The organism is Microtetraspora sp. NBRC 16547 (assembly GCF_030268965.1).
GTDB lineage: Bacteria > Actinomycetota > Actinomycetes > Streptosporangiales > Streptosporangiaceae > Microtetraspora.
On the sequence record NZ_BSSE01000041.1, the window covers coordinates 18,062 to 44,198 of the forward strand.

Below are 26,137 nucleotides of genomic sequence, written 5' to 3' on the forward strand. Positions count from 1 at the left end.
TCCCCTAATTTCAAGCGCGTAAGGGGGAGGAACCAATGAACAAGAAGGAACTCGTCGACGCGATCACGGACCGCGTCGGTGACAAGAAGACGGCCACCGAGGCGGTCAACGCGATTCTCGACGCCATCCAGCACGCCGTCGCCAACGGAGACAAGGTCTCCATCACCGGTTTCGGCGCTTTTGAGATGGTCCACAAGCCTGCCCGCACGGCTCGGAACCCTTCGACTGGCGCGCCGATCAAGGTTGAGGAGAGCTGGGGGCCCAAGTTCCGCCCCGGAAACGACTTCAAGGAACTCGTCAACGCGGGTGGGAAGAAGTCGGCCAAGAAGTAGCGGCGGTTTTCGGCCGGGGACGGCGTCCGGATGATCCGGGCGCCGTCCTACTTTTTCGTGTCCTGCGTCCCGCCCCGCCCCACCCCGACACGCGAGGGGCGCGGCGCGGAAGTAACCGACGAGCGACTCCGAGCGAGGAGGGCACGGGTCGCCTCAAGGGCGCCCCGAGCCGCCGAGCGGAGCGAGGCAATTCAGCGTGGCACGGGGAAAGTCGAGAGGGTGACGTAGGTGATGCGGTCGCCGTCGAGGAGGATGTTCACCCGCTGGCCGGTGCGCAGCAGCCGCAGCGGGCCGGCGTCGAAGGCGGCGGTGTCGAACGGCAGCTCGGTGCCGTCGTCCAGGAACACCGACCCGGAGCGGGTCGCGTCGTCGAAGATCTTCACCGTGGCCTGCACCTGATCAGCGTACTCGGCCCGACGCGGGGCGGATAATGCGTCGCCGGGAGGCGGGTGAGCGGACGGGCGGGGGCGGCCGGAATGCGCCCGCACTGAGGTCCTCCGAGGCCGGCGCGCCACGCAGCCCCGGATCAGCTCGCGTCGGGCGGCTCTTTCACGTAGGACGCGAGGCCGCGCAGGATGATGTCTAGTCCGAGTTCGAAGCGGTAGTCGTTGGTCTCGTCCACCATGAGGTTCGCCACCGCGAGCATGTTGGGGAACCGGTCGGGCGGGAGCGCCCCGAAATACGCCTTCATGTCGTCGCGGATCTCGCTCCACGACTTGACGTCTTCGCCCTCGTAGCGCTCCGTCCAGACGGCCTCCTCGGCGACGAAGCCGTCGATGTAGGTCGAGAGCATGTCTCCGGCGATGGCGGCGACGCGGTCGGGTAACCCGGTCGCGCGCAGTAGGGCGAGCAGCCTCTCGACATGCGGCAGGAGCTCGGGGGTGAACGGCGTCTGCCCCATGGAGATGCGGGCCATGTCGCGGTGGCGCTGCATCCGGGCGCGGCTTTCCCGCGCGAAGTTTTTGAGCTGCTCCTGCCAGCGCTCGGGGTCGTGCTCCGGCAGTTCGAAGCCGTCGAAGAGCCGGTGGTACATCAGCTCCAGCAGCTCGTTCTTGTTGTCGACGTGCGCGTAGAGGGCGGAGACCGTGACGCCGAGCTCGGAGGCGACCCGGCGCATGCTCAGCCCGTCGAGCCCTTCCTGGTCGAGCACGACGAAGGCGGCGTCGACGATGCGCTCGCGGGTGAGGGGGACGCGGGCCCGGGCGGGTCGCCTGCGCGCTCGCTCCCAGGGCGGTGTGGGCATGTCGAGCTCATTCATGTGGCCTCCCGCCGCACATGGTAGTGAACATCGCTCACCAGGACCGAACGGCGATAGAAACGAGATATATCTTGTGCGCCTCACGAAGGAGATATATCTTGAGAACACCGCACGTTTTCAGTGAACGCTGTTCGATAATAGAACACTGATCTGACATACTGAACACCGTTCTTGCTCGCTTCTGGAGGAAGCCATGACCACATCTGACGAGGCGGTGGCGTCCGCGCCGCCTGCCCACGAGCCGGCGCCGTACAGGTGGCGCTGGGCCGCGCTCTTCGTGATCCTCGCCGCGGAGGTCATGGACCTCCTCGACGCGATGGTCACCAACATCGCCGGGCCGACGATCAAGGCCGAGATCGGCGGCACCGCGAGCACCCTTCAGTGGCTCGGCGCCGCGTACACGCTGGCCATGACGGCCGGGCTGCTCACCGGTGGCCGTCTGGGCGACATCTTCGGGCGTAAGAGGATGTTCGTCATCGGTGCGGGCGGCTTCGTCGTGGGCTCGCTGCTGTGCGCCATCGCCCAGTCACCGGAGACCCTGATCGCGGCCCGCGTGGTGCAGGGCCTGTTCGGCGCCGTCATGCTGCCGCAGGGGCTCGGGATGATCAGGGAGATGTTCCCGCCCAAGGAGATGCAGTCGGCCTTCATGATGTTCGGCCCGGTCATGGGCCTGGCGTCGGTCGGCGGCCCGATCTTGGCCGGCTGGCTGGTGGACGCCGACTTCTTCGGCACCGGCTGGCGCATGATCTTCATCATCAACCTGCCGTTCGGCCTGGCCGCGCTCGTCGGAGCGCTCCGCTTCCTGCCCGAGTCCCGCTCGCCGCACCCGTTGAAGCTGGACATCCCCGGTGTCGTCATCGCGTCGCTGGCGGCGGTCCTGATCATCTTCCCGCTGGTCCAGGGCCGGGAGAGCGGCTGGCCGGCCTGGTCGTTCGTCATGATCGGCGCGTCCGTTCTCGCCTTCGCCTTCTTCGGATGGTTCGAGTCGCGGAAGAGCCGGGCCGGAGGCGACCCGCTGATCGTGCCGAGCCTGTTCCGCAAGCGCGCCTTCACCGGCGGCCTGCTGACCGGCGTCGTGTTCTTCTCCGGCATGGCCGGGTTCATGCTGGTCTTCAATCTCTACACGCAGATCGGCCTGGGCTACTCGCCGATCAAGGCCGGTCTCGCCGGTGTCCCCTGGTCGGTCGGCATGATCCTTGGCATGGGCATCATGCAGGCGGTCAAGCGGTTCGGCCGCAAGGTCCTGCACGGCGGAGCGCTCCTCATGGCGCTCGGGGTGCTCGGCGTCTACCTGACGATCGACCTGGCCGGCGTGGGGGTCACGCCGTGGCAGCTCGCGCCCGCCCTGATCGTCACCGGGATCGGCATGGGCCTGCTCATGGGCCCGTTCTTCGACATCGTGCTGGCGGGTGTCGAGCCGCACGAGACCGGTTCGGCGTCCGGCACCCTCACGGCGGTGCAGCAGCTCGGCAACGCCTTCGGCGTGGCCCTGCTCGGCACGGTCTTCTTCGACCTGCTCGGCCCGGTCCCCACCGGCACGTCCTTCGACCACGCCATGAAGATCACACTGTGGGTCGTGGCGGGCATGCTGCTGCTGACGTTCGTCGTCGGCTTCCTCCTGCCGAAGTACGCCCGCGAGGAGGACGCTCCCGAGCAGCAGGCGACCAAGGAAACCGTATCCGCCTGAACCGGGATTCGCAGCCCACGTCAGAACCGATCAACCACGTGGCCATGTGATCGCCTCAGCCGATCACATGGCCATGCCCATTCCCGGGGCCCATTCCCGGGTCCCTTCCTCGCCCGCTTCCCCACCCACGCCGTACGGCGCGGTCATCCGGCGAGGCCGGGAGCGATCGGGGGCCGGATGCGCGTGATCACGCTCAGAGTGGCGGGAGGCAGCCCCAGGGCGAGCGCCTCCCGAAGGTCGTCGACCGTGTCGACGTCCCTGCGGACGGACGCGATGCCGTCCATGGCCAACTCCTTCGCGCCGCCCGACAGGTGCCTGGCCTTCGACTCGCCGCCGAAACGCGGCTGGAAGGGCACGCCGGGCCGTACGCCGTAGAAGGTGGTGCCGACATCCGCGGCGTCGGGGACGAACGCCTGGTCGAACTCCGCGGCGGCCGCGAGGACCCGGTCCAGCTCCGCCGGGCGCAACGCGGGCAGGTCCGCCTGGAGTGCCCCGATGCCGTCGCCGGGCGCGAGCCGTGCGGCCTCGGCGGCTCCGAAACGGAGCGCGGTGTTGAGTCCCTTGTCGGGATCCGGTACGACATGGGCACCCAGGCCGGCCAGCCTCTCCGCGGGCACCGGGTCCGCGGTGACGACGATCACGCGGCCGACCCGCGCGCAGCTCAGCGCCGCGGACACCGTGTCGCACGCGAGCGCGACCGCGAGTTCGGCACGATACGGCCCCGCCGCGCCCGCGAGGCGGGTCTTCGCCCTGATGATGGTCTTCACCGGTACCACGAGGGTCCATCGCGTGAGCTGCATCGTGAGCTGCATATGGTAAGCATCCCGCCTCGACAGTCCACCGAGCCAACCGGGAGACTTGGGGTCACCAGCCGCCCGGGAGCGGCGGATCAGCACGTGGAGGAGCAAGTGACCGGACAACGAAGCGCGATGACGCGCGCCCGGATACCCGCCGAGACGGGCGTGCGGAGCAGGCGCGGCACGTCGCGGTTCCCCGTCCGGCCCGCACGCGAGGAGTCGAAATGAAACGCCGTGGCCGTCCCTCCCGGTTCTGGGAGTCCCTGGCCGTCCTGATCGTGAAGCCGTTGTCGCTGCTGCTGATCAGGCACGTCTGGCGCGGAGGGGAGTTCGTGCCTCGCGCGGGCGGCGTGATCATCGCGGCCAACCACCTGTCGTGGTCGGACCCGGTCCTGCTCTCCCACTACCTCTACAACAACGGGCGCTGGCCGGTGATCCTCGCCAAGTCCGGGATCTTCAAGGTGCCGGTCCTCGGGCACATCGTCGCCAAACTGCTGGCCATCCCGGTGCACCGGGGCAGCACCGACGCGACCCAGTCGCTGAAGATCGCCGAGGAGCGGCTCAGGGACGGCGGGTGCGTCATCTTCTACCCCGAGGGCACGATCACCCGTGATCCCGAGCTGTGGCCGATGGCGGGCAAGACGGGCGTGGCCCGGCTGGCGCTCTCGACCGGCGTGCCGGTCATCCCGATCGCCCACTGGGGCGCCCACGAGCTCCTGCCGTACGGCGAGAAGAAGCCGCGGCTGTTCCCGCGCAAGACATTCAAGGTGCTGGCCGGCCCGCCCATCGACCTGTCCAAGTACGAGGGCCAGCCGATGCGTGGCACGCTCCTGCGCGAGGCCACCGCCGACATCATGGCCGCCATCACCGACCAGCTCGCGGAGATCCGCGCGGAGAAAGCCCCCGGATCCCCTTATGACCCGAAAAACGCGGCTCACACAGGATGACCGCGTACGGTGAGAGGGACGACGCGCGGGGAACCGGGGCGACCGGTGGGCGGTGAGCGGGCCCGGCGCGGCGAGTGGAACGGCCGGCCGGGAGACGAGGCCGTCCCGCCGGATTACGAGGAGTGGTGAGCGAGCGGTGAGCAGCGCTGTCGTTTTCGGTACTGGCTCGTGGGGAACCACGTTCGCGATGATCCTCGCGGAGGCGGGCACCCGGACGACGCTGTGGGGGAGACGGGCCTCGGTCGTCGACGCGATCAACGAGAGGCATGAGAACCCGGAGTACCTCCCCGGGCTGCGGCTGCCGGAGAGCCTGCGCGCCACCACCGATCCGGCGGAGGCGATGGAGGGGGCGGACTTCGTGGTCCTCGCCGTCCCGGCCCAGACGCTCCGCGACAACCTCGCCGCATGGAAGCAGTACCTCCCGCCGGACGCCGTGCTGGTCAGCCTCATGAAAGGAGTCGAGCGGGGCACCTGCAAGCGGATGAGCGAGGTCATCTGCGAGGTCGCGGGCGTGCCCCCTGAGCGGGTGGCGGTGGTCTCGGGTCCGAACCTCGTCCCCGAGCTCGCCCAGCGGCAGCCCGCCGCCGCGGTGGTGGCCTGCTCGGACGAGGAGGTCGCGCGGCGGCTCCAGGAGGCCTGCCACCTGCCGTGGTTTCGCACCTACACCAACCCGGACGTCGTCGGTGTCGAGCTCGGCGGTGCGGTGAAGAACGTGATCGCGCTCGCGGTCGGCGTCGCCGCCGGCATGGGGCTGGGAGACAACGTGACCGCGATGCTCATGACCCGCGGCCTCGCCGAGATCGCCCGACTCGGCGCGGCGCTCGGCGCCGACCAGCACACGTTCGCCGGTCTCGCCGGGATGGGCGATCTGGTGGCGACCTGCAGCTCCCCGTTGTCCAGGAACCGCACCTTCGGTGAGAATCTGGGACGCGGGATGACCCTGGCCGAGGTCGTCGCCGTGACGAAGCAGACCGCCGAGGGAGTCAAATCGTGCGAGTCGGTTCTCGAGCTGGCAAGGAAACACGACGTGGAGATGCCGATCACCGAAGTCGTGGTCGGTGTGGTGCACGACGGGATGGCCCCGGGCGAGGCGGCGATGCTCCTGATGTCGCGAACCCCGAAGCCGGAGCGTTACGGCGTGTAGGCCCATGAGGCGCGGGCGCAGGCCGACGCCCTGCGGCTCACGCGGATCGCGTCCTCTCTCGGCGGGACCCACACCACGGCCGTGCATCTCGCCTCGACGCGACGCACGGCCGCGCGCCCCGACGAGGCGCCTTCCGGCGTGGACGCGGGAGCCGTACGGTTCTCGATCGGGCTGGAGGACGCGGAGGGCCTGATCATGGACGTGACCCGGGCGCTCGACGCCGTACGCGCGGCCACGCGGGCCTGACGAGCGGGTTCCCCGTCCGGAAGCGGTACATTCGAGCATCATGAACGAGCAGCGCGAGGTGCCTTCCCGGCCGATTCGAGTCGCCGTCGTTTTCGGCGGTCGCAATTCCGAGCACGCGGTGTCGCTGATGGGCGCGGGCAGCGTGCTCAGCGCGATCGACCGGTCGAGGTACGAGGTCATCCCGGTCGGCATCGCTCCGGACGGGCGCTGGGTTCTGGTGTCCGACGGGCAGCGTTACGCCATCGAGGACGGCGAGCTGCCGGTCGTGACCGAGTCCGGCACGGCCCTCGCCCTGCCGTCCGACTCCGGGGCGCTCGTCGCGCTCGACCCCGGGCAGATCCCGCGCTCCCTCGGCGAGGTGGACGTGGTCTTCCCGATGCTGCACGGGCCGTTCGGCGAGGACGGCACCATCCAGGGCCTCCTGGAGATGGCCGGGGTGCGCTATGTCGGCTCGGGTGTTCTGGCGAGCGCGGTCGGCATGGACAAGGCGTACATGAAGCTCGTGCTCAAGGCGGCGGGGCTTCCGGTCGGGCCGTTCGTCGTCGTCCGCGACCGGGACTGGCGCACCGACCGCGCGCGGGTGCTCAAGGAGGTCGAGGAGCTCGGCTGGCCGGTGTTCGTCAAGCCGGCCCGCGCCGGGTCGTCGCAGGGCATCTCCAAGGCGCACGACCTCGACTCCCTGGAGGCCGCGGTCGAGCTCGCCCGCGAGCACGACCCCAAGGTGCTGGTCGAGGCCGCGATCGTCGGCAGGGAGGTCGAGTGCGCGGTGCTGGAGTCCCTTGGCGACGCGCCCCCGGAGGCGAGCGTCCCCGGCGAGGTGTTGGTCCGGGGCGAGCGCGAGTTCTTCGACTTCGAGGCGAAGTACTACCCCGACCAGATGGCGCTCGCCGCGCCCGCCGACATCCCCGCGGAGACCGCCGAAGCGGTGCGTTCGATGGCCGTGCAGGCGTTCGAGGCGCTGTCCTGCGAGGGGCTGTCCCGGGTCGACTTCTTCTACACGCCCTCGGGTGAGCTCATCCTCAACGAGATCAACACGATGCCGGGCTTCACATCGCTCTCGGTCGCGCCGCAGCTCTGGGCCGCGACCGGCCTGTCGTACGCCGAGCTCGTGGAGCGGTTGATCCAGCTCGCACTCGACCGTCCCGCGGGGCTGCGCTGAGCCTTCTCGTCACTCGGGGATGGACGACTTGATCGGGCCGGCCAGATCCACCAGCACGTCTCCGGAGATGTGCTTTCCGGAGACCGTCACCTCGACGTACGCCTCCCGGTTGATCGCGGTGAACAGCGTGGGGAGCTTGGGATCCTCGTACCAGGTGACGCCGTTGAGGTCGGTCGCCTGGTCCGTGGCGGCCATCGAGGCGGGCCGGTCCACTCCACAGCGGAGGGCGATCTCGCCCGCCCCCCACACCGCCACGTACGGCGAGCGTGGCTCGCTCTCCACCCGCTCGGCGCCGTCGAGCCGGGAGGGCAGAGCGGTGGCGAGCTTCTGGCACGCGGCCGCCGCGGCTCCGGCGGGCGTGGGCGGGTCCACCCGCACCGCGCCGGAGCATGCTGAAAGGGACAGTACGGCGAGCAACCCGGCCGTCAACGTGGCCGACGACCCGGCCGCGGGGATCAGTCTTCGCATCTCTTCCCAGGTCAGATGTGCACGATCGGACATGTAAGAGTACGCGTGATGCCCTCCACAGCCTGAATCTGGGCGACCACCAGCTTGCCCAACTCGTCGACGTTGCGGGCCTCGGCCCGCACGATGACGTCGTAGGGGCCGGTGACATCCTCCGCCTGAGTGACACCGGGGATCCCGGCGATCTGGTCGGCCACATTGGCCGCCTTGCCGACCTCGGTCTGGATAAGGATGTAGGCCTGCACCATAACGCCCTCCGGATAGAGATCAGTGCCGGAGCGTACCGTACCTCGAATGCACTAGGGGTGTGCCATCACAGTCGGAGATCTTGGCGAATTCGGTGTAATTGGACGTATTGCTGGGCGATTGCCGCAAGGTGCGGCCATACTGCTCGGACCTGGAGATGACGCCGCGGTCGTGAGCGCGCCGGACGGGCGGGTTGTCGTGAGTACGGATCTCCTAATCGAGGGTAGGCACTTCCGTCGCAATTGGTCCAGTGGCTATGACATCGGGCGTAAAGCGGCAGCTCAGAATCTTTCTGATATTGCGGCTATGGGGGCTGAGCCAACCGCGATCTTCGTCGGTCTCGGTCTGCCCGCCGACGTCGGGACGGACTGGTTGGACGCCCTGACCGACGGCTTCCGCGACGAGTGCGCACTCGTCGGCGCCAGCGTGGCCGGCGGGGACATCTCCAGGGCCGACACCGTGATGCTCGGCGTCACCGCCCTCGGCGACCTCGGCGGCCGGGCACCGGTGACCAGGGCGGGCGCCCGGCCCGGACACGTCGTCGCGATCGCGGGCCGTCTCGGTCACGCGGCGGCGGGGCTCGCGCTGCTGCAGGCCGGGCGAGCGGACAGCGGAGAGCTCGTGGACGCCCATCGCCGCCCGCGTCCGTTGTACGCGTGCGGTCCCGGCGCGGCCCGGCTCGGCGCCACGGCGATGCTCGACGTGAGTGACGGGCTCCTGCAGGATCTCGGCCACATCGCGGACGCGAGCGGTGCCGGGATCGAGCTGGATCCGGCCGCGTTCCCCGTCACCCCCGAGCTCGCCGAAGCCGGTCGCGACCTGGGAGCCGACCCGCTGGAGTGGATCCTCAAGGGAGGCGATGATCATGCCCTCGCCGCGACCTTCCCTTCCGGCGTACGGCTCCCTGACCCCTGGCTGGTGGTGGGCCGGGTCACCGAGGGCCAGGGCGTCCACGTCATCGGCCGGGCCGACACCACGGGCGGTTGGGATCATTTCCGAGATTCCCGCGGATGAGAGGAAATTCCCGGCTCACCGCCCGGCGAGGCCGGGGACATCGCCTGGTTTGATAGGGGCATGACCTCCACTCCTCCACGCGTGCTCACCATCGCCGGTTCGGACTCCGGCGGCGGCGCCGGGATCCAGGCCGACCTCAAGACGATGCTGGCCCTCGGTGTGCATGGCATGAGCGTCATCGCGGCCGTGACCGCGCAGAACTCGCTCGGCGTCCAGGGCTATTGGGAGCTGCCGGTGGAAGCGGTCCAGGCGCAGCTCGACTCCGTGCTCGGCGACATCGGGGTCCAGGCGGTCAAGACGGGCATGCTGGCCTCTCCGGCGCTGGTGGAGACGGTCGCCGGAGCGCTCGCGGGCGTGGCGGCCCCCGTCGTGGTCGATCCGGTGGGCGTCTCCAAGCACGGTGACTCGCTCCTCGCCCCCGAGGCGGTGGAGACTGTGAAGGAACTGCTGCTGCCGGTGGCGACGGTGGTCACGCCGAACCTCTGGGAGGTAGAACAGCTCACCTCGGTCAAGGTCGAGGACGAGGACGACCTGCCACGCGCGGCGGAGGCCGTGCTCGCACTCGGGCCCACATGGGCGCTCATCAAGGGCGGCCACCTTCCCGGCGAGCCGGTGGACCTGCTGACCGACGGCGACCGGCAGTACCGCTTCGCCGCCGAGCGCCACGACAATCGCCACACACACGGGACCGGATGCACGCTCGCCTCGGCCATCGCCTCCCGGCTGGCCCTCGGCGACGACCTGCCGGAGGCCGTACGGCAGGCGAAGGAGTACGTCACAGGGGCGATCGCGCACGGCTTCCCCCTCGGCCAGGGCATCGGCCCCGTCGACCACGCCTGGCGCTGGCGGACCGGCGGATGACGGCATTTGATCCCGCCAAGCCGAGCGGGCCCGGGCCGGGTTCTCGGCCGGTCAGATGTCGAGGATGGCGCTCTTGAGCTCGGGGTCGACGCGCAGGACGCCGCTGCGGTCGGTGGTGACCACGATGGCGTCGATCGGCGCGGTCTCCGACCTCCGGGCGCACAGCGCCACGTTGACGGCGATGATGTCGTCGTGACCGCATGAGCCGATCTTCCTGCCGATCTCGGCGGCCCGGTGCGGAGTCAGCTCGTCGAACGTCACACCGGCGTCGCGGCCGCCGCCGGCCAGCTTGAGGAACGCCCCGAGCCATGCCTGGCGCGGTCCGCCCCGCCACACCTCCGCGACGACGGTCCGCGGGATGACGACCTGTGCCGTGCCCTCGGCCGCCCTGGCCAGGATCTCGAGGACGTCCTCGTTGCCCAGCTCCAGCTGGATCAGCGCTCCGGTGTCGAGCACGAACCGCGGCCGGTCGGAGAGTGAGCTCACGCGACGACCTCCTCAAGGGAGGCGCCGACGCCTTCCCTGACCCGGCGGAGGACGGCGACGGCGGTGTCGATCCTGGCCTTGACGTCGGGACCTGGCTCGCCGAACTCGGCCTTCAGATCCGCGACGAGCGCGGCGAGCTCGACTCGCTGCCGCACGCCCGACAGCGCTTCGGAGATCATTCCCGAGACGGAGTCGGCATGGCCCTCCTCGACCTGCGACTGCATCCAGGCGTACAGGTCGTCGGGCAGGCTCACGCCGATCTTCCTGGTCGCGTCGTCGGCCGACCAGGCGGGGGTGTTGGATGTCACGGAAACACCATATCGACGGCACTCTGAGTAATCGACCCGTAGATGTCGGCCGGGAGTGATTTCCTTCCACACGGAACAGGCGTCAGGAGAGGCCCGGGCGGACGACCGTATTCGCCCCGGCAACACGAAAGCCCGTCACCGAATCGGTGACGGGCTCCGGAAGAGCTGGGGTCAGCGGGTGACCTTACCTGCCTTGATGCAGGAAGTGCACACGTTCATCCGCTTCGGCGTCCCGTTGACCGTCGCCCGCACGGTCTGGATGTTCGGGTTCCAGCGGCGGCGGGTGCGGCGGTGCGAGTGGGAGACGTTGTTGCCGAAAGTCGGCTTCTTAGCGCAGACGTCGCAGACGGAAGCCACGGTCATCGCTCCTTAGATCAGTCGAATCGGCCCGGTCCGCCTAGAGCGGCTCATCCGAGCATGCCGGGGCAACCGGCTGGCCACACGAGGATATCCGATGTCGGCCGTTGCACGCCAAACGGGATCCCGGCGAACGGGGATAATCTCGTAGCGACCAACGGTAGCGCATGGGGACGGCGCCACGCGTGCGGGCCATGGGATCGAAGGGGCGACGTTCATGCTTGAGGTGCTCGACCCGCCCGCCGTACGCCGCTGGTCGCGCCGGTGCGCGGACGCACTCGGCCGCGCCAGGGCGGAGATAGACGCCCTCAACGTGTTCCCCGTTCCCGATGGCGACACCGGCACCAACCTGCATCTCACCGTGCTCTCCGCGGCCGAGGCCGTGGACGGCCTGCCGGGTGACGCGGGGGGCGACAGAACGTGGCAGACGCTCGCCCACGGGGCGTTGCTCGGTGCCCGGGGGAACTCGGGGGTGATCGTCAGCCAGGCGATACGCGGCCTGGCCGAGGTGCTCGGGCGGGCGGAGGGGCGGGGCGCGGATCTGCGCCGGGCGCTGCTGCGCGCCGCCGAGATGGCCAGGGCCGCCGTGGTCCGGCCGGTCGAGGGGACCGTGCTCACCGTTCTCGCCGCCGTGGCGGAGGCCGTACGGCACGCGTCCGACGATCTCGGCGACGTGGCGCGGGTCGCCGCCGAGGAGGCGCGCGGCGCGCTGCGGCGGACCACCGAACAGCTCGACGTGCTGGCCAGGAACCACGTGGTCGACGCCGGCGGAGCGGGCCTCGTGATCATCCTGGAGACACTGGCCGAGGTGGTCGCCGAGGCGTTCAGCGAGCGGCACGAGGTCCCGGCCCCGGCCGGGCGGGTGCCGGTCGAGGAGGCACGGGCGAAGGCTCAGGGATCCGCGCCCGGATACGAGGTGATGTACCTCCTCGACGCGCCGGAGGAGGCGATCGGCCGGCTCAGGGCCGCTCTCGACGCCCTTGGGGACTCCCTCGTGATCGTGGGAGGCGACGGGCTGTGGAACGTCCACGTCCACGCGGAGGACGCCGGCGCCGCGATCGAGGCGGCGCTCGCGGCCGGCCGCCCGCACCGCATCCGCGTGACATATCTCGGCGGCCGCATCCACGAGCCGGCTCCGGTGCGCGGGGTGGTCGCCGTCGCGGCCGGTGACGGCCTCGCCGAGCTCTTCCGCCAGGCCGGGGCCGTCGTCGTACGGCGTGAGCCCGGCGCGAACCCGCTCCTCGCCGCCGTGCTTGCGGCGATCAGGGAGGCCGGGAGCGAGGTGGCGGTGCTGCCGAACGACAACGGCGCCCAGGCGGTGGCCGCCGCCGCGGCGGAGATCGCCCGCGAAGAGGGCCTCACGGTCAGCGTCCTGCCGACCAGGGCCTCGGTCCAGGGTCTCGCCGCGCTGGCCGTGCACGATCCACTGCGCCGCTTCGATGACGACGTGGTGGCCATGGCCGACGCGGCGGGCCACACCCGGCACGGGCACGTGTGGGTGGCCGACCGCGAGGCTGTGACCAGCGCGGGGCTGTGCCGCCCGGGCGACGTGCTCGGCGTCGTCGACGGGGACGTCGCCCTCATCGGCACGGCCGTCGCCGACGTGGCGGTCCAGGTGACAGAGCGCATGATGTCGTCGAGCAGCGAGATGGTGACGCTGGTGACCGGCGCGGGCCCGTCCGCGACCCCGGCGGCAGCCGTACAGGACCATCTGGCGCGGGTTCGCCCGGATGTCGAGGTGGTCGTCTATGAGGGGGGACAGGGTGGTTATCCGCTGCTCATCGGCGTCGAATGACCGGCCGCACCGCCGCGAGGTGATTTCTGTCGGTGACCGGCGGTAGAACTTATTGCCATGACCGCGCGTTTCCCGGTCGCCGCGCGCCGTTCCATGGGCGCGCGGGCCTCCGTGCCGCGTGCGGCCGCAGCGCGGGGCACGATCCCGTCACGTGAGGGGGGCGCATGACGAGGTTCGACGAGCCGCTGAAGCGGGCACTGGGCAGGACGGCGGGCCCGCTGGAGCGCGCGCTCGGCATCGCCACGGTGGGGGAGCTGCTCCGTCACTACCCGCGTAGATACGCCGAGCGCGGCGAGCTGACCCCGATCTCGTCGCTGGAGCACGACGAGCACGTCACCGTTGTAGCCAGGGTGGCGGCGCTGCAACGCCGGCCGATGAAGAACCGGAAGGGCACCTGGCTGGACGTCGAGGTTACCGACGGCGAGGAGCGGCTGCACCTGGCCTTCTTCGGCAAGGGCGGCCACGCGGCGGAGCAGCGGCTGACCCCCGGCACCGAGGCGATGTTCTCCGGAAAGGTCAACGTCTTCCCTCTGCCGAGCGGCCGGCGCCGGGTGTCCCTCACCCATCCCGAATACGAGACCGAGGAGACCGAGGACGCGGCGGAGTTCGCCGCCGCGCCGGTCCCGATCTATCCCTCGGCGCAGGGCCTGGCGACGTGGACGATCCGCCGCGCGGTGCGCACCGTGCTCGACGTGCTGACGCTCGACGATCCGCTGCCGTCCGAGATCAGGCACAGGCACGGTCTCCCGGAGCTTGAGGTGGCGCTCCGCTACGTCCACCGGCCCAGAAACCACGCCGACATCACCCTGGCCCGCCGGCGGCTCAAGTTCGACGAGGCGTTCCTGCTCCAGTCCGTGCTGGCCCGGCGCAGGATTGCGGCCTCCGCCTGGCCGGCCCGCGCGCGGCCGGGGCGTCCCGACGGCCTGTTGCGCGACTTCGAGGCGCGGCTGCCCTTCGAGCTCACCGAGGGCCAACGCCAGGTCGGTGAGGAGATCGCGGCGGATCTGGCCCGCGAGCACCCCATGCACCGGCTGCTCCAGGGAGAGGTGGGCGCGGGCAAGACGGTGGTCGCGCTGCGCGCCATGTTGCAGGTGGTCGACTCGGGAGGGCAGGCGGCGCTCCTCGCCCCCACCGAGGTGCTGGCCCAGCAACACCACAGGTCGATCACCGGCATGCTCGGCGACCTCGCGACCGGAGGCATGTTCGGCGGCACGGGCGTGGGCCTGCTGACCGGGTCCATGGGCGCGGCCGCGCGGCGGAGCGCTCTGCTCGACGCCGCCTCGGGCGCCGCCGGGATCGTGGTCGGCACCCACGCCCTGATCCAGGAGCACGTCCAGTTCGCCGATCTCGGGCTGCTCGTCGTGGACGAGCAGCACCGGTTCGGCGTCGAGCAGCGCGACGCGCTCCGGGAGAAGGGTGGCGGCGGCAGGCCCCACGTGCTGGTCATGACGGCCACCCCCATCCCGCGGACGGTCGCGATGACCGTGTTCGGCGACCTGGAGGTCTCCACGCTGTCCCAACTGCCGTCCGGCCGCGCCCCGATCACCACGCACGTGGTGCCGGCCGCGGAGAAGCCGCACTTCCTCGACCGCACCTGGGAGCGGGTCCGCGAGGAGGTCGGGCTGGGCCGCCAGGCGTACATCGTCTGCCCGCGCATCGGCGACCAGGAGGGCGACGAGGGCGACCTCGGCAAGGGCGACGAGGAGCGCAGGCCGCCGCTGGCCGTGCTCGACGTGGCGGAGATGCTCGCCGAGGGCCCGTTGCACGGCATGAGGGTTGGCGTCCTGCACGGCAAGCTCCCCCCGGAGGAGAAGGACGCGGTGATGCGGTCCTTCACCAAGGGGGAGATCGACGTGCTCGTGGCGACCACGGTCATCGAGGTGGGCGTCGATGTGAGGAACGCCTCAGTCATGATCATCATGGACGCGGACCGGTTCGGCGTCTCCCAGCTGCACCAGCTGCGGGGCAGGGTCGGGCGCGGCGGCCTGCCCGGGCTGTGCCTGCTGGTGAGCGAGGCCCCCGCGGGCTCTCCGGCGCGGACGCGCCTGGACGCGGTGGCCGCGACGCTGGATGGGTTCGAGCTGTCCCGGGTGGACCTCGAGCAGCGGCGTGAGGGCGACGTCCTCGGTGCCGCGCAGTCAGGCCGCAAGTCGTCCCTGAAGATGTTGCAGCTGCTCCGCGACGAGGACGTCATCGAGGCCGCCAGGGAGGAGGCCACCGCGGTGCTGTCGGCCGACCCCGAGCTGGAGGGTCATCCGGCGCTGCGGGCCGAGCTCGACGCCCTGATCGTGGACGAGCGCGCCGAATACCTGGAGAAGGCCTGAGCGGCCCCTGGTCGACGTGACGGGGCAAAGACTGACGGGAGGGGCACTAGATCTCGAAAAGGTGACCTAGATCTCAAAAAGGTCGACGTAGATCTCAGAAAGGCCGCAAAACCGGCAAAGTACTGCCGCCGTGGCGGCCTCGCACATGAGAATGACCCAGGGCCCAGCCTTGGGACGGCCTCCCCCCGAATGCCGTCCCCGGCTGGGCCCACCCTCGGGTCAGGTGCCGAGGGCGCCGGCGTGCGGAAGGGCTCACGATCACACCGGCCGGCCTCCCCCTGGGTCACCTTGAAGGCCGCAGACTCATCATGCGGAACGCGGCGGCCTCGCGATACCGCTCTTACCCATTCGTCGCCACCCCTTGCCCACTCTTGACCGCCTGAGATCCGGTCACGCTCCCACACGGGAGGCCGCACCGGCGTCCCGGACCTCTCCCCGGGAGCGGGACAATGAACGAATGACGCGGGTCATCGCAGGTAGCGCCGGAGGACGAAGGCTGGCAGTGCCGCCGGGCAGAGGCACCAGACCGACGAGCGATCGGGCGAGAGAGGGGCTGTTCTCGACCGTGGGCTCGCTTTTGGGCTCGCTTGACGGAGCCCGGGTCCTCGATCTCTACGCCGGGTCGGGAGCCGTCGGCCTGGAGGCGCTGAGCAGGGGCGCGGCGCACGCGCTCCTTGTCGAGTCCGACGCGAAGGCCGTTCGGACGATCAGGGAGAACATCGCAGCTCTCGGCCTGCCCGGGGCCGTGCTCAGGCCGGAGAAGGTCGAGCGGGTCCTGGCCCAGGGGTGTGCGGAGCCGTACGACTTCGTGTTCGCCGATCCGCCGTACTCGGTCACGGACGAGATGGTCACCAGGGTCCTGGAGACGCTCCGCTCGGAAGGGTGGCTCGGCGAGGGCGCTCTGGTCGCGATCGAACGCGAGTCCAGGGGGAAGGACCTGGTCTGGCCGCCGGGTTTCGAAGAGGACAGGGTCCGTCGTTACGGAGAAGCGGCCGTTTGGTACGGTCACGCAGCCGGGAACCCGTAAACCTGGGGGTGCGCCTTGCGTCGCGTCGTATGCCCGGGGTCCTTCGACCCCGTGACCAACGGACATCTGGACATCATCGGCCGGACCTCGCGACTGTACGACGAGGTCGTCGTAGCCGTGCTGATCAACATCGAGAAGACCGGGTTGTTCACCGTGGAGGAGCGGATAGAGATGCTCGAAGCGGTGACCAAGGAGTACGGCAACGTCCGAGTGGAGAAGTTCCACGGACTGCTGGTCGACTACTGCCGGCAGAACGACATCGCGGCGATCGTGAAAGGCCTCCGCGCGGTCAGCGACTTCGACTACGAGCTCCAGATGGCGCAGCTGAACTACCGCATGTCCGGGGTGGAGACGCTGTTCATGTCCACCAACCCGGAGTACTCCTTCCTCTCGTCGAGCAGGTTGAAGGAGATCGCACGGTATGGTGGGGACGTATCCGGCCTGGTCCCGGACCTCGTCCAGCGGCTGCTCGTCGAGCGGCTTAGAGGCTGACCATCGGCTGGTATCCTTTCTAATCGGCCTTGCACGACGGCGGTGATTCGTCATGCCTAACGAGAGCAGGATGACTCTGCACACCCTCGACCCCCGAGCCCCTTGGGTGATCTCCACTCACGATCTGGGACGGCGACCGGGGTCGATGCGCAGAATCAGCCCGGTTCTTCCGGCACCGGCGGACCTCGCGGTCGGCATGATCGGCGTTCCCAAGGACGCCGACGTCGAGCTGGACATCCGGCTCGAGGCGGTGATGGAAGGCGTGCTCGTCACGGGCACGGCGCGGACTCCTCTCAGTGGAGAATGTTCGCGCTGCCTGGATCCGCTGACCTCGGAGATCGAGGTCGGTTTCCAGGAGCTCTTCTTCTACTCGGCGGAGGACGCCGGAGAGGACGACTTGCTCCTCGACGGCGAACTGCTCGATCTCGAGCCGATATTCCGTGACGCGGTGGTGCTCTCACTGCCGCTGAGTCCGATGTGCAGTGAGGACTGCCCCGGTCTCTGCTCGGAATGCGGGGTCAAGCTGGCGGAAGCCGGCTCGGACCACCGGCACGAGCGGATCGACGCGCGCTGGGCGTCGCTGCAAGGTTTGGTTGTGGACAACAAAGAAGACGATCAGGAGGGTTGACGTGGCCGTCCCCAAGCGGAAGATGTCGCGGAGCAACACCCGCGCCCGCAGGTCCCAGTGGAAGGCCGCCGCGGTCGCGCTCGTGAGCTGCCCCCAGTGCCGCTCGCCGAAGCGCCCGCACGTGGCGTGCCCGAGCTGTGGCACCTACAACCGCCGTCAGGTCATCGAGCCGTCGGCCTGATCGCGCGATAAGCGGACAGGGACGCCGACCGGGTCGTCAAGACGCCCCGGTCGGCGTTACCTTGCTCTCAGCGCGTACGGTGGCGAGCGGAGGCACGAGCGACAGGCGATATGTGCCCGCGGCCGTGGTGGACGCCGGGAGGCCCCAGTCTCTGGGAAACCGGCGCCCACCACGTCTTCGGGCTTCTCACCGACCTTGTCACCGTGCGGCGTCGCCATGCACAGGTGAACAGGAGGAACGGTGGGCGCAGCGATGAAGCCGGTACCAGTGGAGATCGCCAGAGACGAGCTGGCGGGCGAGATCGGTGTCGGTCTCAGCACGGGCATTCTGGAGCGGGCGCTCACGCACCGCTCCTACGCGTACGAGAACGGCGGCCTGCCGACGAACGAGCGCCTGGAGTTCCTGGGCGACTCGGTGCTCGGGCTGGTGGTCACCGACACGCTGTTCCGGGGGCACCCGGACCTTCCGGAGGGGCAGCTCGCCAAGCTGCGCGCCGCGGTGGTCAACATGCGGGCGCTCGCGGGCGTGGCCCGCGGACTGAACCTCGGGAAGTACCTCCGGCTCGGCCGGGGCGAGGAGGGCACCGGCGGGCGGGACAAGTCCTCGATCCTCGCCGACACCCTTGAGGCGCTGATCGGCACCGTGTACGTGGACAAGGGCCTGGACGAGGCGTTCCGCGTCGTCCACCTGCTCTTCGACCCGTTGATCACGCGTTCCGCCTCGCTGGGCGCGGGCCTCGACTGGAAGACCTCGTTGCAGGAGCTGACCGCCGCCGAGATGCTCGGCGTCCCGGAGTACCACGTCGAGGAGAGCGGTCCCGATCACGCGAAGTCCTTCGTGGCCACCGTCCGCGTCGGCGGCACGGAGTACGGCACGGGCGCGGGACGGAGCAAGAAAGAGGCGGAGCAGCAGGCCGCCGAGGCGGCGTGGACGGCGATCCGCGCCATCCACGAGGCCAGGGAGGGCGCCGGGCTCGGCCAGAGCTGAGCCGCGTCCTCCGGAACGAGCTGAGGAGGCGGGATGCCTGAGCTGCCCGAGGTCGAGGTCGTCAGGCGCGGGCTCGACCAATGGGTTTCCGGCCGGACGATCGCCTCGGCCGAGGTGCTTCATCCGCGTGCGGTCCGCAGGAACGCCGGGGAGCTCTCCGACCAGCTGAAGGGCCGGGAGATCCGCTCCGCCGAACGGCGTGGCAAATATCTCTGGCTCCCGCTCGGCGACGAGGGGACGCACGACCGTTCAGAAGCGGCGGACGAGCACCTCACCGGACCGGAGACGGACCTGGGCGTGGGAGAGCATTCGGCGGGGGAGGCGCTGCTCGCCCATCTGGGCATGAGCGGCCAGCTTCTGGTGATCGAGCCGGACGCCCCGCTGGAGAAGCACCTCCGGGTCCGGATCGGCTTCGCCGACGGTGGCCCCGACCTGCGTTTCGTCGACCAGCGCACGTTCGGTCACGTCCTCGTCGCGCCTATGATCGTCCCCGCGCGGCCGCCGGGCGCCGTGGCGTTCCGGCCGGTGCCGGAACCGGTGGCGCACATCGCGCCGGATCCGTTCGAGGACGTTTTCGACGACGCGGAGTTCGCCGCCAGGTTGCGCCGGCGGCGTACCGGGATCAAGCGGGCGCTTCTCGACCAGTCGCTGATCAGCGGGGTCGGCAACATCTACGCCGACGAGGCGCTGTGGCGGGCCCGGCTGCACTGGGCGCGGCCCACCGAGACGCTGAGCACGAAGAAGATCGCCGAGCTCCTGGCCGCCGCCCGCGCGGTGATGAACGAGGCGCTGGGGGAGGGCGGGACGTCCTTCGACAGCCTGTACGTGAACGTCAACGGCGAGAGCGGCTACTTCGACCGCTCGCTGGCCGTGTACGGCAGGCGGGACGAGCCCTGTCGCCGCTGTGGCACCCCGATCAGGCGGGAGGCGTTCATGAACAGGTCCTCCTACAGTTGCCCCCGGTGCCAGCCGCGTCCGCGGGACGCCCGCCCCTGACCGCCTCGCAAGGGACGGTTTCCGGGGGAACGGCGGCCTCTTGGATACTGGGAGTCATGATCCGGTTGACGGCATGGGTGCGCGGACGGGTTCAGGGCGTGGGGTTCCGCTGGTGGACCCGGGCCAGGGCGCTGGAGCTCGGGCTCGCCGGCTGGGCGACGAACCTGTCCGACGGCAGGGTTGAGATCGTGGCCGAAGGTCCACGGGAATCATGCGAGTCGCTCCTTGGACTGCTCAGAGGCGGCGACACGCCGGGGCGAGTGGATGGCGTTACAGAGCGTTGGAGTGACGCTAAGGGCGGTTTGGTGGGTTTTGTCGAGCGATAGCCCTTCCTTCAGGCGTCGCAAATGCGGTATATTTACATGTCGGGAGTGCCCATCGGTGCGTCTGTGTGAAGCGTTCAACTTGACCGCATCCAATGCCGGTGCGACTCTTGAGAGGAACCACGCGCACCCCTCCCGCGGCATGAAGTGCGCGAACCAGTCTGGTCACTCAGCGTGGAGGACCCTTTACTATGGCGAAGGCTCTACTCGGCCACGTCGGCGGTCCTGACCCTCGAATGGTCTCCGAAATGCGCCGTCTCCAGCAGCGCATCCGGGACCTGGAGGCAGAACTTACCCGGCTCCAGGCACAGAACGATGCGCTGGCGGCGCAGTCTCGGGATGAGGCACTGGTCCGGCTGCAGGATCGCGAGCCGGCCCTCACCTGAGGCCGGAAGAGGAATCACCGTCAGGGACGCCTGCCAAAGGCGTCCCTTGTCATTTGTGTACCTAAATCCTGATTCGTGGCTGATTGAAACGCATTCGTGCCGTTACGTCTTCCCGGTGGCGGTCCGATAATCTCGTTCCCGCATAAAGTTGTCCCTATAGGTATTCCACGACGGGACTTACGGGTGATATCGATGCCTCTCGTCTCAGGGGACCGGTAGTCTTCCCGGAAAGCTGGGCAGGGAGGGGGCCGGTCGTTGTACCTGAAGACCTTGACCCTGCGCGGCTTCAAGTCCTTCGCCTCCGCGACCACCCTGCGCTTCGAGCCCGGCATCACCTGCGTGGTCGGCCCCAACGGCTCCGGCAAGTCCAACGTCGTCGACGCGCTCGCCTGGGTGATGGGCGAGCACAGCGCGAAGTCGCTGCGCGGCGGCAAGATGGAGGACGTCATCTTCGCCGGCACCTCCAGCCGGCCGCCGCTCGGCCGGGCCGAGGTCACGCTCACGATCGACAACACCGACGGCGCGCTGCCGATCGACTACACCGAGGTGACGATCAGCCGCCTGATGTTCAGGTCGGGCCAGAGCGAATACGCCATCAACGGCGACACCTGCCGCCTCCTCGACATCCAGGAGCTCCTGTCCGACTCCGGCATCGGCCGTGAGATGCACGTCATCGTGGGCCAGGGCCAGCTCGACCAGGTGCTGCACGCTGGCCCCGAGGACCGCAGGTCGTTCATCGAGGAAGCCGCGGGTGTCCTCAAGCACCGCAAGCGCAAGGAGAAGGCGCTGCGGAAGCTCGACGCGATGCAGGCCAACCTCACCCGCGTGCAGGACCTCGCGACCGAGCTGCGCCGCCAGCTCAAGCCGCTGGGCCGGCAGGCGGAGATCGCGCGCAAGGCCGCGGTCATCCAGGCCGACCTGCGCGACGCCCGCCTGCGGTTGCTCGCCGACGACGTGGTCACCCTCCGCGAGACCCTGGAACGGGAGGCCGCGGACGAGGCGGCCGTACAGTCGCGGCGCGCGCAGGTCGAGACCGATCTCGCGCGTGACCAGCAGAGGGAGGCCGAGCTCGAGGCGGCGGCCGGGGAGGCGCAGCCGAGGCTCACCGCCGCCCAGGAGACGTTCTACCGGCTCTCGGCGATCCGGGAGCGGCTGCGCGGAGTCGAGAGCCTCGCCGTCGAGCGGGAGCGGCACGCCGCCGACGCGGCGTCGATCGAGCGGCGCGGTCGCGACCCCGAGGAGTTCGAACGGGAGGCCGCCGAGGTCCGCGAGAAGGAACGCGTCCTGTCGGAGGAGCTCGACGAAGCACGCGAACGGCTGTCCGCCGCGGTGGAGATCCGGGCCGAGGCCGAAGACGCGTTGAGCCAGGAGGAGCGCAGGCTCGCCGTCGCCGCCCGGGCGGCCGCCGACCGGCGGGAGAGCCTGGCCCGGCTGCGCGGCCAGGTGGAGTCCGCCAGGAGCCGCGCGCGGGCCGCCGGTGACGAGATCGGCCGGCTCGCCCGGGCGCTGGAGGAGGCGCGCCAGCGGGCGGAACGCGCGCAGGCCGACTGCGACACGCACGAGCTCGGCGAGTCCGTGGCCGACCCGGCCCTGGCCGCCGAACTCGATGCCGCCCAGGAGGGGGTGGACCTCGCCCGCGCCGCCGTCGAGTCGGCCAGAGCCGTGGTGGATCAGGCCAAGGAGGCGGTGGACGAGGCCAAGGAGGCCGTCGCGGATCCCCGGTCCGCGCTCGCGGCCGCCACGTCCGCGGTCGGTACGGCTCGCGCCGCCGACCAGCAGTCGCAGCGCGCCGTCGCCGCGCTTGAGGCCCGCCGCGAGGCACTGGAGATGAGCCTCGCCCAGGGAGCCGACGGAGCCGCCGCGCTGCTCGGCGGGGGACTCCCGGGGGTGCTGGGCCCGATCGCGACCATGCTGACCGTACGCCCGGGAGCCGAGTCCGCAGTCGCCGCCGTGCTGGCGGCCGAGGCGGTCGCCGTTGATTCGCTGAACAGTGCCGTCGAGGCGCTCGAACACCTGCGGGACGGCGACGGCGGCAGGGCCGGACTGCTGATCGCGTCCCCGCCGCCGGCACGGAGTGTGACGCGTCCCCCCGTGCCGATCGACGGCGCCGTGTGGGCGGCGGACCTCGTCACCGCGCCCGGCGAGCTGCGCGCCGCCGTGGACGGCGTCCTGTCCGGCGTTCTCGTCGTCGACGACCTCGCCGCCGCGCGCAAAGTGGTGGAAGGCCACCCGGACGTCCGGGCCGTCACGCGTGCCGGCGACCTGCTCGCCGCGCACGAGGCGCGAGGCGGATCCGGTGACGGCGGTTCGGCGCTCCAGATGCGGGCAGCGCTCGACCAGGCCGCCACCGACCTGGAGGCGGCCCGCGCGGCCGCCGAGGAGAACGCCGAAGTCCTCGACCAGGCCATTGCCGCGGAGGCGGAGGCCCAGCTCGCGCTCGAAGCCGCGCAGGCGCGCGTGAACGAGGCCCAGGCCGGGGTCACCGCCGCGCAGAACGCCGTCAACACCGCGCAGAACGGGCTCAACGCGGCCCAGGCCGTACTCGACCGGGTCAGGGCCGCGCAGCGGGATGCCGACCGGAAGGCCGCCGACGCGGCCAAGCAGCTCGCCCGGCTGGAAGCGGCCGTCAAGGCGGCCCAGGACGAGGGCGCCCGGCTGGCGAAAGCCGTACAGGACGCGGAGGAGGCCAGGGAGTCGGCCCAGGCGGACGCGGCCGAGATGGAGGAGCGGCTGGCCGAGGCCGAGTACGCCCAGGAGCTTGAGGCGGAGCCGACCACCGACACGCGTGACGAGCTGGCCGCCGCGTGCGGCGTGAGCAGGCAGTCGGAGATGGAGGCGCGGCTCGCCGTACGAACCGCGGAGGAGCGGGTCAGGGGCATCGCCGGGCGGGCGGAGGGGCTGCTGCGCGCGGCCCAGCGCGAGCGCGAGGACCGGGCCAGGGCCGCGGCGCAGCGCGAGCGGCGGCGCAGGCAGGCCCAGATCGCCGCCGCGGTCGCCCGCGGCGCGCAGGCCGCGCTCACCGCGCTGGTCGGCTCCGTCGAGCAGGCAGCGGCCGAGCGGGACGAGGCCGAGCGGGCCCGCGGCGAGATCGAGACAGAGCTCAAGACGGTGCGGCTCCGCGTCCGGGAGCTCGGCGGCGAACTGGACAAGCTCGTCAACCGGGTGCACGGCAGCGAGATGGCGCGCACCGAGCAGCGGCTGCGGCTCGAACAACTGGAGCAGCGGGCCTTCGACGAGTACGGCGTCGAGCCGGACGCCCTCATCGCCGAGTACGGCCCGGCGGTTCCGGTGCCCGGCGAGCCTCCGGTCCCCTTCGTACGTGACGAGCAGGAGAAGCGGGCCAGGGCGGCGGACCGCCAGATGACCCAGCTCGGCAAGGTCAACCCGCTCGCGCTCGAGGAGTTCGCCGCGCTCGAGGAGCGCCACGCGTTCCTGACATCGCAGCTGGAAGACCTCAAGAAGACCCGCAGAGATCTCCTGCTCGTCGTCAAGGAGGTCGACGACCGGGTCGAGCAGGTGTTCTCCTCGGCGTACGAGGACGTGGCCCGCGAGTTCTCCGAGATCTTCGGGCGGGTCTTCCCGGGCGGTGAGGGCCGCCTCCTGCTCACCGACCCAAACGACATGCTGACCACCGGGGTCGAGGTAGAGGCCAGGCCGCCCGGCAAAAAGGTGAAGCGGCTGTCGCTGCTCTCCGGCGGGGAGCGGTCGCTCACCGCGGTCGCGTTCCTGGTCGCCATCTTCAAGGCCCGGCCGTCACCGTTCTACGTGATGGACGAGGTCGAGGCGGCCCTGGACGACACCAACACCCAGCGGCTGCTGACCCTCTTCGAGGAGCTGCGGCAGACCTCCCAGCTCATCGTCATCACGCACCAGAAGCGGACCATGGAGATCGCCGACGCGCTGTACGGCGTTTCGATGCGCGGCGACGGCGTCACCCAGGTCGTCAGCCAGCGCCTTCGCGAAGCCGCACACTGACACGGCCGGGCGCTCCCCGCTCGTTTCTCGGTTACTTCCCCGCCGCGCCCCTCTGTGTGGTTTTGTCGCGCATGCGGCGCGACGGTTCGGGGCGCTTCTTGAGGCGGCTCGTGCCCTCGGCGCTCGGGGTCGCTGCGCTCCCCGCTCGCTTCTCGGTTACTTCCCCGCCGCGCCCCTCTGTGTGGTTTTGTCGCGCCTGCGGCGCGACGGTTCGGGGCGCTTCTTGAGGCGGCTCGTGCCCTCGGCGCTCGGGGTCGCTGCGCTCCCCGCTCGTTTCTCGGTTACTTCCCCGCCGCGCCCCTCTCCTGTGCCGGAGCATCTTGGGGCGTCTGGAAAACTTGAGCGCGTGGAAGGTTACCTCGGCATCATCGTGATGGTCGTCGTCATCGCCGTGCTGGCGGTGGGCGGCCTGTTCCTGTTCCGGCCAAAAGCCAAGGACCTCCCTCCGGTGGAGGCACCGCCGGAGCCGCAGATCCCGGACCTGACGGTTCCTCCGCAGGAGGGGCCCGTCGAGCGGGAGGGTGGCACGATCACCACCCTGCCTCCTCCCGAGGAGGAGCTGCTCAAGGCTCCGGAGATCGAGGTTCCGCCGCCGTCCGCCGGCCGCATGGTACGGCTGCGCACCCGCCTGGCCCGCTCCCAGAACGTGCTGGGCAAGGGGCTCCTGGAACTGCTCTCCCGCGACCGGCTCGACGACGACGTCTGGGACGAGATCGAGGAGATCCTGATCACGGCCGACGTCGGCGTCGCGCCGACTCGGGCGATGGTCGAGGAGCTGCGGACCAGGGTGAAGGTCCTCGGCACGCGCACTCCGAAGGAGGTCCGCGGCCTGCTCAGGGAGGAGCTGCTCAAGCAGATCTCGCCCGACCTGGATCGCACTCTGCACACCAAGTCGCCGGCGGGACGGCCCGCCGTGCTCCTGGTCGTCGGCGTGAACGGCACCGGCAAGACGACCACGACGGGCAAGCTGGCCCGCGCCTTGGTGGGTGACGGCAACAAGGTCGTCCTCGGCGCCGCGGACACGTTCCGGGCGGCCGCGACCGACCAGCTGCAGACCTGGGGTGACCGCGTGGGCGCCGCCGTCGTACGCGGCCCCGAGGGCGGCGACCCGGCGTCCGTCGCGTTCGACGCGGTGGCCAGGGGCATCGAGGACAGCGCCGACACGGTCATCATCGACACCGCCGGACGGCTGCACACCAAGACCGGCCTGATGGACGAGCTGGGCAAGGTCAAGCGCGTGATCGAGAAGAAGGCCCTGGTCGACGAGGTGCTGCTCGTCCTCGACGCCACGACCGGCCAGAACGGCATGCGCCAGGCCCAGGTGTTCGCCGAGGCGGTGAACATCACCGGTATCGCCTTGACCAAGCTCGACGGCACAGCCAAGGGCGGCATCGTCATCTCGGTCCAGCGCGAGCTGGGCGTGCCGGTCAAGCTGGTCGGCCTGGGGGAGGGCCCCGACGACCTGGCCCCGTTCGACCCCGAGGTGTTCGTGGACGCCCTGCTGGGCGACTGAGCTTCGCCGAGACGGGCGGGATCGACGGCACTGTCCGATCCCGCCCGTCTTTCACGCCGATCCCCGGCCGGTTCGCTCTACCGAAATGCGGGCCAGTGCTCCGGCCTTCAGGCCAGGGGTGAAGGCCCGCGCGGGAGTGCCCGCTAGGGCGCGAGCGTGCCTTCACCCACAGGTCACAGTGGGCGTTGCTGCTGCTCGATGTA

General features: G+C 70.3%; 27 protein-coding genes and 1 pseudogene. 20 read left to right on the top strand and 8 right to left on the bottom strand.

The genetic code is table 11. From position 1 onward, the window contains the following. Positions 1-35 precede the first annotated feature (35 nt). Entirely contained in the window at positions 36-332 is a 297-nt protein-coding gene (locus QSK17_RS33335) for an HU family DNA-binding protein (RefSeq protein ID WP_285710113.1), read from the top strand. Between the two features lie 191 nt (positions 333-523). Here QSK17_RS33335 and QSK17_RS33340 read toward each other — a convergent pair whose 3' ends face one another. Continuing rightward, the gene (locus QSK17_RS33340; RefSeq protein WP_285710116.1) at positions 524-727 is read right to left on the bottom strand and encodes a hypothetical protein; all 204 of its coding nucleotides are present in this window, start codon (positions 725-727) and stop codon (positions 524-526) included. Positions 728-858: 131 nt separating this feature from the next. Then, positions 859-1,590, bottom strand: a complete 732-nt coding sequence (locus tag QSK17_RS33345) for a TetR/AcrR family transcriptional regulator (protein WP_285710117.1) — start codon at positions 1,588-1,590, stop codon at positions 859-861. Positions 1,591-1,783: 193 nt separating this feature from the next. On the opposite strand from QSK17_RS33345, the gene QSK17_RS33350 reads away from it, so the two are divergent. Further along, positions 1,784-3,277: an MFS transporter gene (locus QSK17_RS33350; RefSeq protein WP_285710119.1), complete on the top strand. Its 1,494-nt coding sequence runs from the start codon at positions 1,784-1,786 to the stop codon at positions 3,275-3,277. 143 nt (positions 3,278-3,420) lie between these two features. Here QSK17_RS33350 and cofC read toward each other — a convergent pair whose 3' ends face one another. Beyond that, entirely contained in the window at positions 3,421-4,089 is a 669-nt protein-coding gene (cofC, locus tag QSK17_RS33355) for a 2-phospho-L-lactate guanylyltransferase (RefSeq protein WP_285710121.1), read from the bottom strand. 209 nt (positions 4,090-4,298) lie between these two features. Here cofC and QSK17_RS33360 point away from each other — a divergent pair, with 209 nt between their 5' ends. The 4 genes and pseudogenes from QSK17_RS33360 (at position 4,299) to QSK17_RS33375 (ending at position 7,570) form a co-directional block, all read left to right on the top strand. Beyond that, positions 4,299-5,021: a lysophospholipid acyltransferase family protein gene (locus QSK17_RS33360; RefSeq protein ID WP_285710124.1), complete on the top strand. Its 723-nt coding sequence runs from the start codon at positions 4,299-4,301 to the stop codon at positions 5,019-5,021. 136 nt (positions 5,022-5,157) lie between these two features. After that, positions 5,158-6,165 (top strand): NAD(P)H-dependent glycerol-3-phosphate dehydrogenase, encoded by a 1,008-nt coding sequence (locus tag QSK17_RS33365; RefSeq protein ID WP_285710126.1) that lies wholly within the window; start codon positions 5,158-5,160, stop codon positions 6,163-6,165. A gap of 18 nt (positions 6,166-6,183) precedes the next feature. Beyond that, a pseudogene (locus QSK17_RS33370) lies at positions 6,184-6,411 on the top strand (PLP-dependent transferase); the annotation flags it as partial. A gap of 40 nt (positions 6,412-6,451) precedes the next feature. After that, positions 6,452-7,570, top strand: a complete 1,119-nt coding sequence (locus tag QSK17_RS33375) for a D-alanine--D-alanine ligase family protein (protein WP_285710128.1) — start codon at positions 6,452-6,454, stop codon at positions 7,568-7,570. Positions 7,571-7,579: 9 nt separating this feature from the next. On the opposite strand, the gene QSK17_RS33380 is transcribed toward QSK17_RS33375, so the two are convergent. Beyond that, a complete protein-coding gene (locus tag QSK17_RS33380) occupies positions 7,580-8,038 on the bottom strand; it encodes a DUF3515 domain-containing protein (protein ID WP_285710131.1) in 459 nt (152 codons plus the stop codon). 11 nt (positions 8,039-8,049) lie between these two features. Then, positions 8,050-8,283, bottom strand: coding sequence for an Lrp/AsnC family transcriptional regulator (locus QSK17_RS33385; RefSeq protein WP_285710134.1), 234 nt, complete (start codon positions 8,281-8,283; stop codon positions 8,050-8,052). A 64-nt stretch (positions 8,284-8,347) separates the two neighbouring features. Here QSK17_RS33385 and QSK17_RS33390 point away from each other — a divergent pair, with 64 nt between their 5' ends. Further along, complete coding sequence (locus tag QSK17_RS33390) at positions 8,348-9,295, top strand: thiamine-phosphate kinase (RefSeq protein ID WP_285710165.1); 948 nt, start codon at positions 8,348-8,350, stop codon at positions 9,293-9,295. A gap of 60 nt (positions 9,296-9,355) precedes the next feature. After that, entirely contained in the window at positions 9,356-10,156 is an 801-nt protein-coding gene (thiD, locus tag QSK17_RS33395) for a bifunctional hydroxymethylpyrimidine kinase/phosphomethylpyrimidine kinase (RefSeq protein ID WP_285710136.1), read from the top strand. Positions 10,157-10,207: 51 nt separating this feature from the next. Here the strand turns inward: thiD and QSK17_RS33400 are convergent, their stop codons facing one another. The 3 genes from QSK17_RS33400 to rpmB form a co-directional block, all read right to left on the bottom strand. Next, positions 10,208-10,642, bottom strand: coding sequence for a type II toxin-antitoxin system VapC family toxin (locus QSK17_RS33400; protein WP_285710138.1), 435 nt, complete (start codon positions 10,640-10,642; stop codon positions 10,208-10,210). Continuing rightward, a complete protein-coding gene (locus QSK17_RS33405; RefSeq protein ID WP_285710140.1) occupies positions 10,639-10,950 on the bottom strand; it encodes a ribbon-helix-helix domain-containing protein in 312 nt (103 codons plus the stop codon). The genes QSK17_RS33400 and QSK17_RS33405 overlap by 4 nt, the downstream gene beginning before the upstream one ends. 171 nt (positions 10,951-11,121) lie before the next feature. Beyond that, entirely contained in the window at positions 11,122-11,307 is a 186-nt protein-coding gene (gene rpmB, locus QSK17_RS33410; RefSeq protein ID WP_061255238.1) for a 50S ribosomal protein L28, read from the bottom strand. 217 nt (positions 11,308-11,524) lie between these two features. On the opposite strand from rpmB, the gene QSK17_RS33415 reads away from it, so the two are divergent. The 12 genes from QSK17_RS33415 to ftsY all read left to right on the top strand — a co-directional run bounded on the left by QSK17_RS33415 (position 11,525) and on the right by ftsY (position 25,934). Next, on the top strand, positions 11,525-13,102 hold the full coding sequence (locus QSK17_RS33415; protein ID WP_285710143.1) for a DAK2 domain-containing protein: 1,578 nt from the start codon (positions 11,525-11,527) through the stop codon (positions 13,100-13,102). 164 nt (positions 13,103-13,266) lie between these two features. Beyond that, positions 13,267-15,426: an ATP-dependent DNA helicase RecG gene (gene recG / locus QSK17_RS33420; protein ID WP_285710146.1), complete on the top strand. Its 2,160-nt coding sequence runs from the start codon at positions 13,267-13,269 to the stop codon at positions 15,424-15,426. Positions 15,427-15,883: 457 nt separating this feature from the next. Further along, positions 15,884-16,453, top strand: a complete 570-nt coding sequence (gene rsmD / locus QSK17_RS33425; protein ID WP_285710148.1) for a 16S rRNA (guanine(966)-N(2))-methyltransferase RsmD — start codon at positions 15,884-15,886, stop codon at positions 16,451-16,453. Positions 16,454-16,468: 15 nt separating this feature from the next. Next, positions 16,469-16,945, top strand: coding sequence for a pantetheine-phosphate adenylyltransferase (gene coaD / locus QSK17_RS33430; protein WP_285710150.1), 477 nt, complete (start codon positions 16,469-16,471; stop codon positions 16,943-16,945). Positions 16,946-17,015: 70 nt separating this feature from the next. After that, the gene (locus QSK17_RS33435) at positions 17,016-17,573 is read left to right on the top strand and encodes a YceD family protein (RefSeq protein ID WP_285710152.1); all 558 of its coding nucleotides are present in this window, start codon (positions 17,016-17,018) and stop codon (positions 17,571-17,573) included. Position 17,574: 1 nt separating this feature from the next. Next, positions 17,575-17,754, top strand: a complete 180-nt coding sequence (gene rpmF / locus QSK17_RS33440) for a 50S ribosomal protein L32 (protein WP_061255026.1) — start codon at positions 17,575-17,577, stop codon at positions 17,752-17,754. A 240-nt stretch (positions 17,755-17,994) separates the two neighbouring features. Further along, positions 17,995-18,741, top strand: a complete 747-nt coding sequence (gene rnc / locus QSK17_RS33445) for a ribonuclease III (protein WP_502889340.1) — start codon at positions 17,995-17,997, stop codon at positions 18,739-18,741. A 33-nt stretch (positions 18,742-18,774) separates the two neighbouring features. Further along, positions 18,775-19,737 carry a bifunctional DNA-formamidopyrimidine glycosylase/DNA-(apurinic or apyrimidinic site) lyase gene (gene mutM / locus QSK17_RS33450; protein ID WP_285710157.1) on the top strand — a complete coding sequence of 321 codons (963 nt, stop codon included), beginning with the start codon at positions 18,775-18,777 and terminating at the stop codon, positions 19,735-19,737. Positions 19,738-19,793: 56 nt separating this feature from the next. Continuing rightward, a complete protein-coding gene (locus tag QSK17_RS33455; RefSeq protein WP_285710160.1) occupies positions 19,794-20,063 on the top strand; it encodes an acylphosphatase in 270 nt (89 codons plus the stop codon). Positions 20,064-20,251: 188 nt separating this feature from the next. Next, entirely contained in the window at positions 20,252-20,446 is a 195-nt protein-coding gene (locus QSK17_RS33460) for a hypothetical protein (RefSeq protein ID WP_061255024.1), read from the top strand. A gap of 255 nt (positions 20,447-20,701) precedes the next feature. Further along, the gene (locus QSK17_RS33465) at positions 20,702-24,421 is read left to right on the top strand and encodes an SMC hinge domain-related protein (protein ID WP_285710163.1); all 3,720 of its coding nucleotides are present in this window, start codon (positions 20,702-20,704) and stop codon (positions 24,419-24,421) included. A 373-nt stretch (positions 24,422-24,794) separates the two neighbouring features. After that, entirely contained in the window at positions 24,795-25,934 is a 1,140-nt protein-coding gene (gene ftsY / locus QSK17_RS33470; protein WP_285710172.1) for a signal recognition particle-docking protein FtsY, read from the top strand. The last annotated feature ends 203 nt before the right edge of the window (positions 25,935-26,137 follow it).

Excerpts from the sequence above, each read along its gene's own strand:
- QSK17_RS33455 (WP_285710160.1), top strand. The coding sequence starts at position 19,794 with ATGATCCGGTTGACGGCATGGGTGCGCGGACGGGTTCAGGGCGTGGGG.
- rsmD (WP_285710148.1), top strand. The coding sequence starts at position 15,884 with ATGACGCGGGTCATCGCAGGTAGCGCCGGAGGACGAAGGCTGGCAGTG.
- QSK17_RS33345 (WP_285710117.1), bottom strand. The coding sequence starts at position 1,590 with ATGAATGAGCTCGACATGCCCACACCGCCCTGGGAGCGAGCGCGCAGG.
- mutM (WP_285710157.1), top strand. The coding sequence starts at position 18,775 with ATGCCTGAGCTGCCCGAGGTCGAGGTCGTCAGGCGCGGGCTCGACCAA.
- QSK17_RS33360 (WP_285710124.1), top strand. The coding sequence starts at position 4,299 with ATGAAACGCCGTGGCCGTCCCTCCCGGTTCTGGGAGTCCCTGGCCGTC.
- QSK17_RS33335 (WP_285710113.1), top strand. The coding sequence starts at position 36 with ATGAACAAGAAGGAACTCGTCGACGCGATCACGGACCGCGTCGGTGAC.
- QSK17_RS33415 (WP_285710143.1), top strand. The coding sequence starts at position 11,525 with ATGCTTGAGGTGCTCGACCCGCCCGCCGTACGCCGCTGGTCGCGCCGG.
- thiD (WP_285710136.1), top strand. The coding sequence starts at position 9,356 with ATGACCTCCACTCCTCCACGCGTGCTCACCATCGCCGGTTCGGACTCC.
- QSK17_RS33380 (WP_285710131.1), bottom strand. The coding sequence starts at position 8,038 with ATGCGAAGACTGATCCCCGCGGCCGGGTCGTCGGCCACGTTGACGGCC.
- QSK17_RS33375 (WP_285710128.1), top strand. The coding sequence starts at position 6,452 with ATGAACGAGCAGCGCGAGGTGCCTTCCCGGCCGATTCGAGTCGCCGTC.
- QSK17_RS33435 (WP_285710152.1), top strand. The coding sequence starts at position 17,016 with ATGACTCTGCACACCCTCGACCCCCGAGCCCCTTGGGTGATCTCCACT.
- QSK17_RS33460 (WP_061255024.1), top strand. The coding sequence starts at position 20,252 with ATGGCGAAGGCTCTACTCGGCCACGTCGGCGGTCCTGACCCTCGAATG.
- QSK17_RS33350 (WP_285710119.1), top strand. The coding sequence starts at position 1,784 with ATGACCACATCTGACGAGGCGGTGGCGTCCGCGCCGCCTGCCCACGAG.
- ftsY (WP_285710172.1), top strand. The coding sequence starts at position 24,795 with ATGGTCGTCGTCATCGCCGTGCTGGCGGTGGGCGGCCTGTTCCTGTTC.
- QSK17_RS33385 (WP_285710134.1), bottom strand. The coding sequence starts at position 8,283 with ATGGTGCAGGCCTACATCCTTATCCAGACCGAGGTCGGCAAGGCGGCC.
- cofC (WP_285710121.1), bottom strand. The coding sequence starts at position 4,089 with ATGCAGCTCACGATGCAGCTCACGCGATGGACCCTCGTGGTACCGGTG.
- recG (WP_285710146.1), top strand. The coding sequence starts at position 13,267 with ATGACGAGGTTCGACGAGCCGCTGAAGCGGGCACTGGGCAGGACGGCG.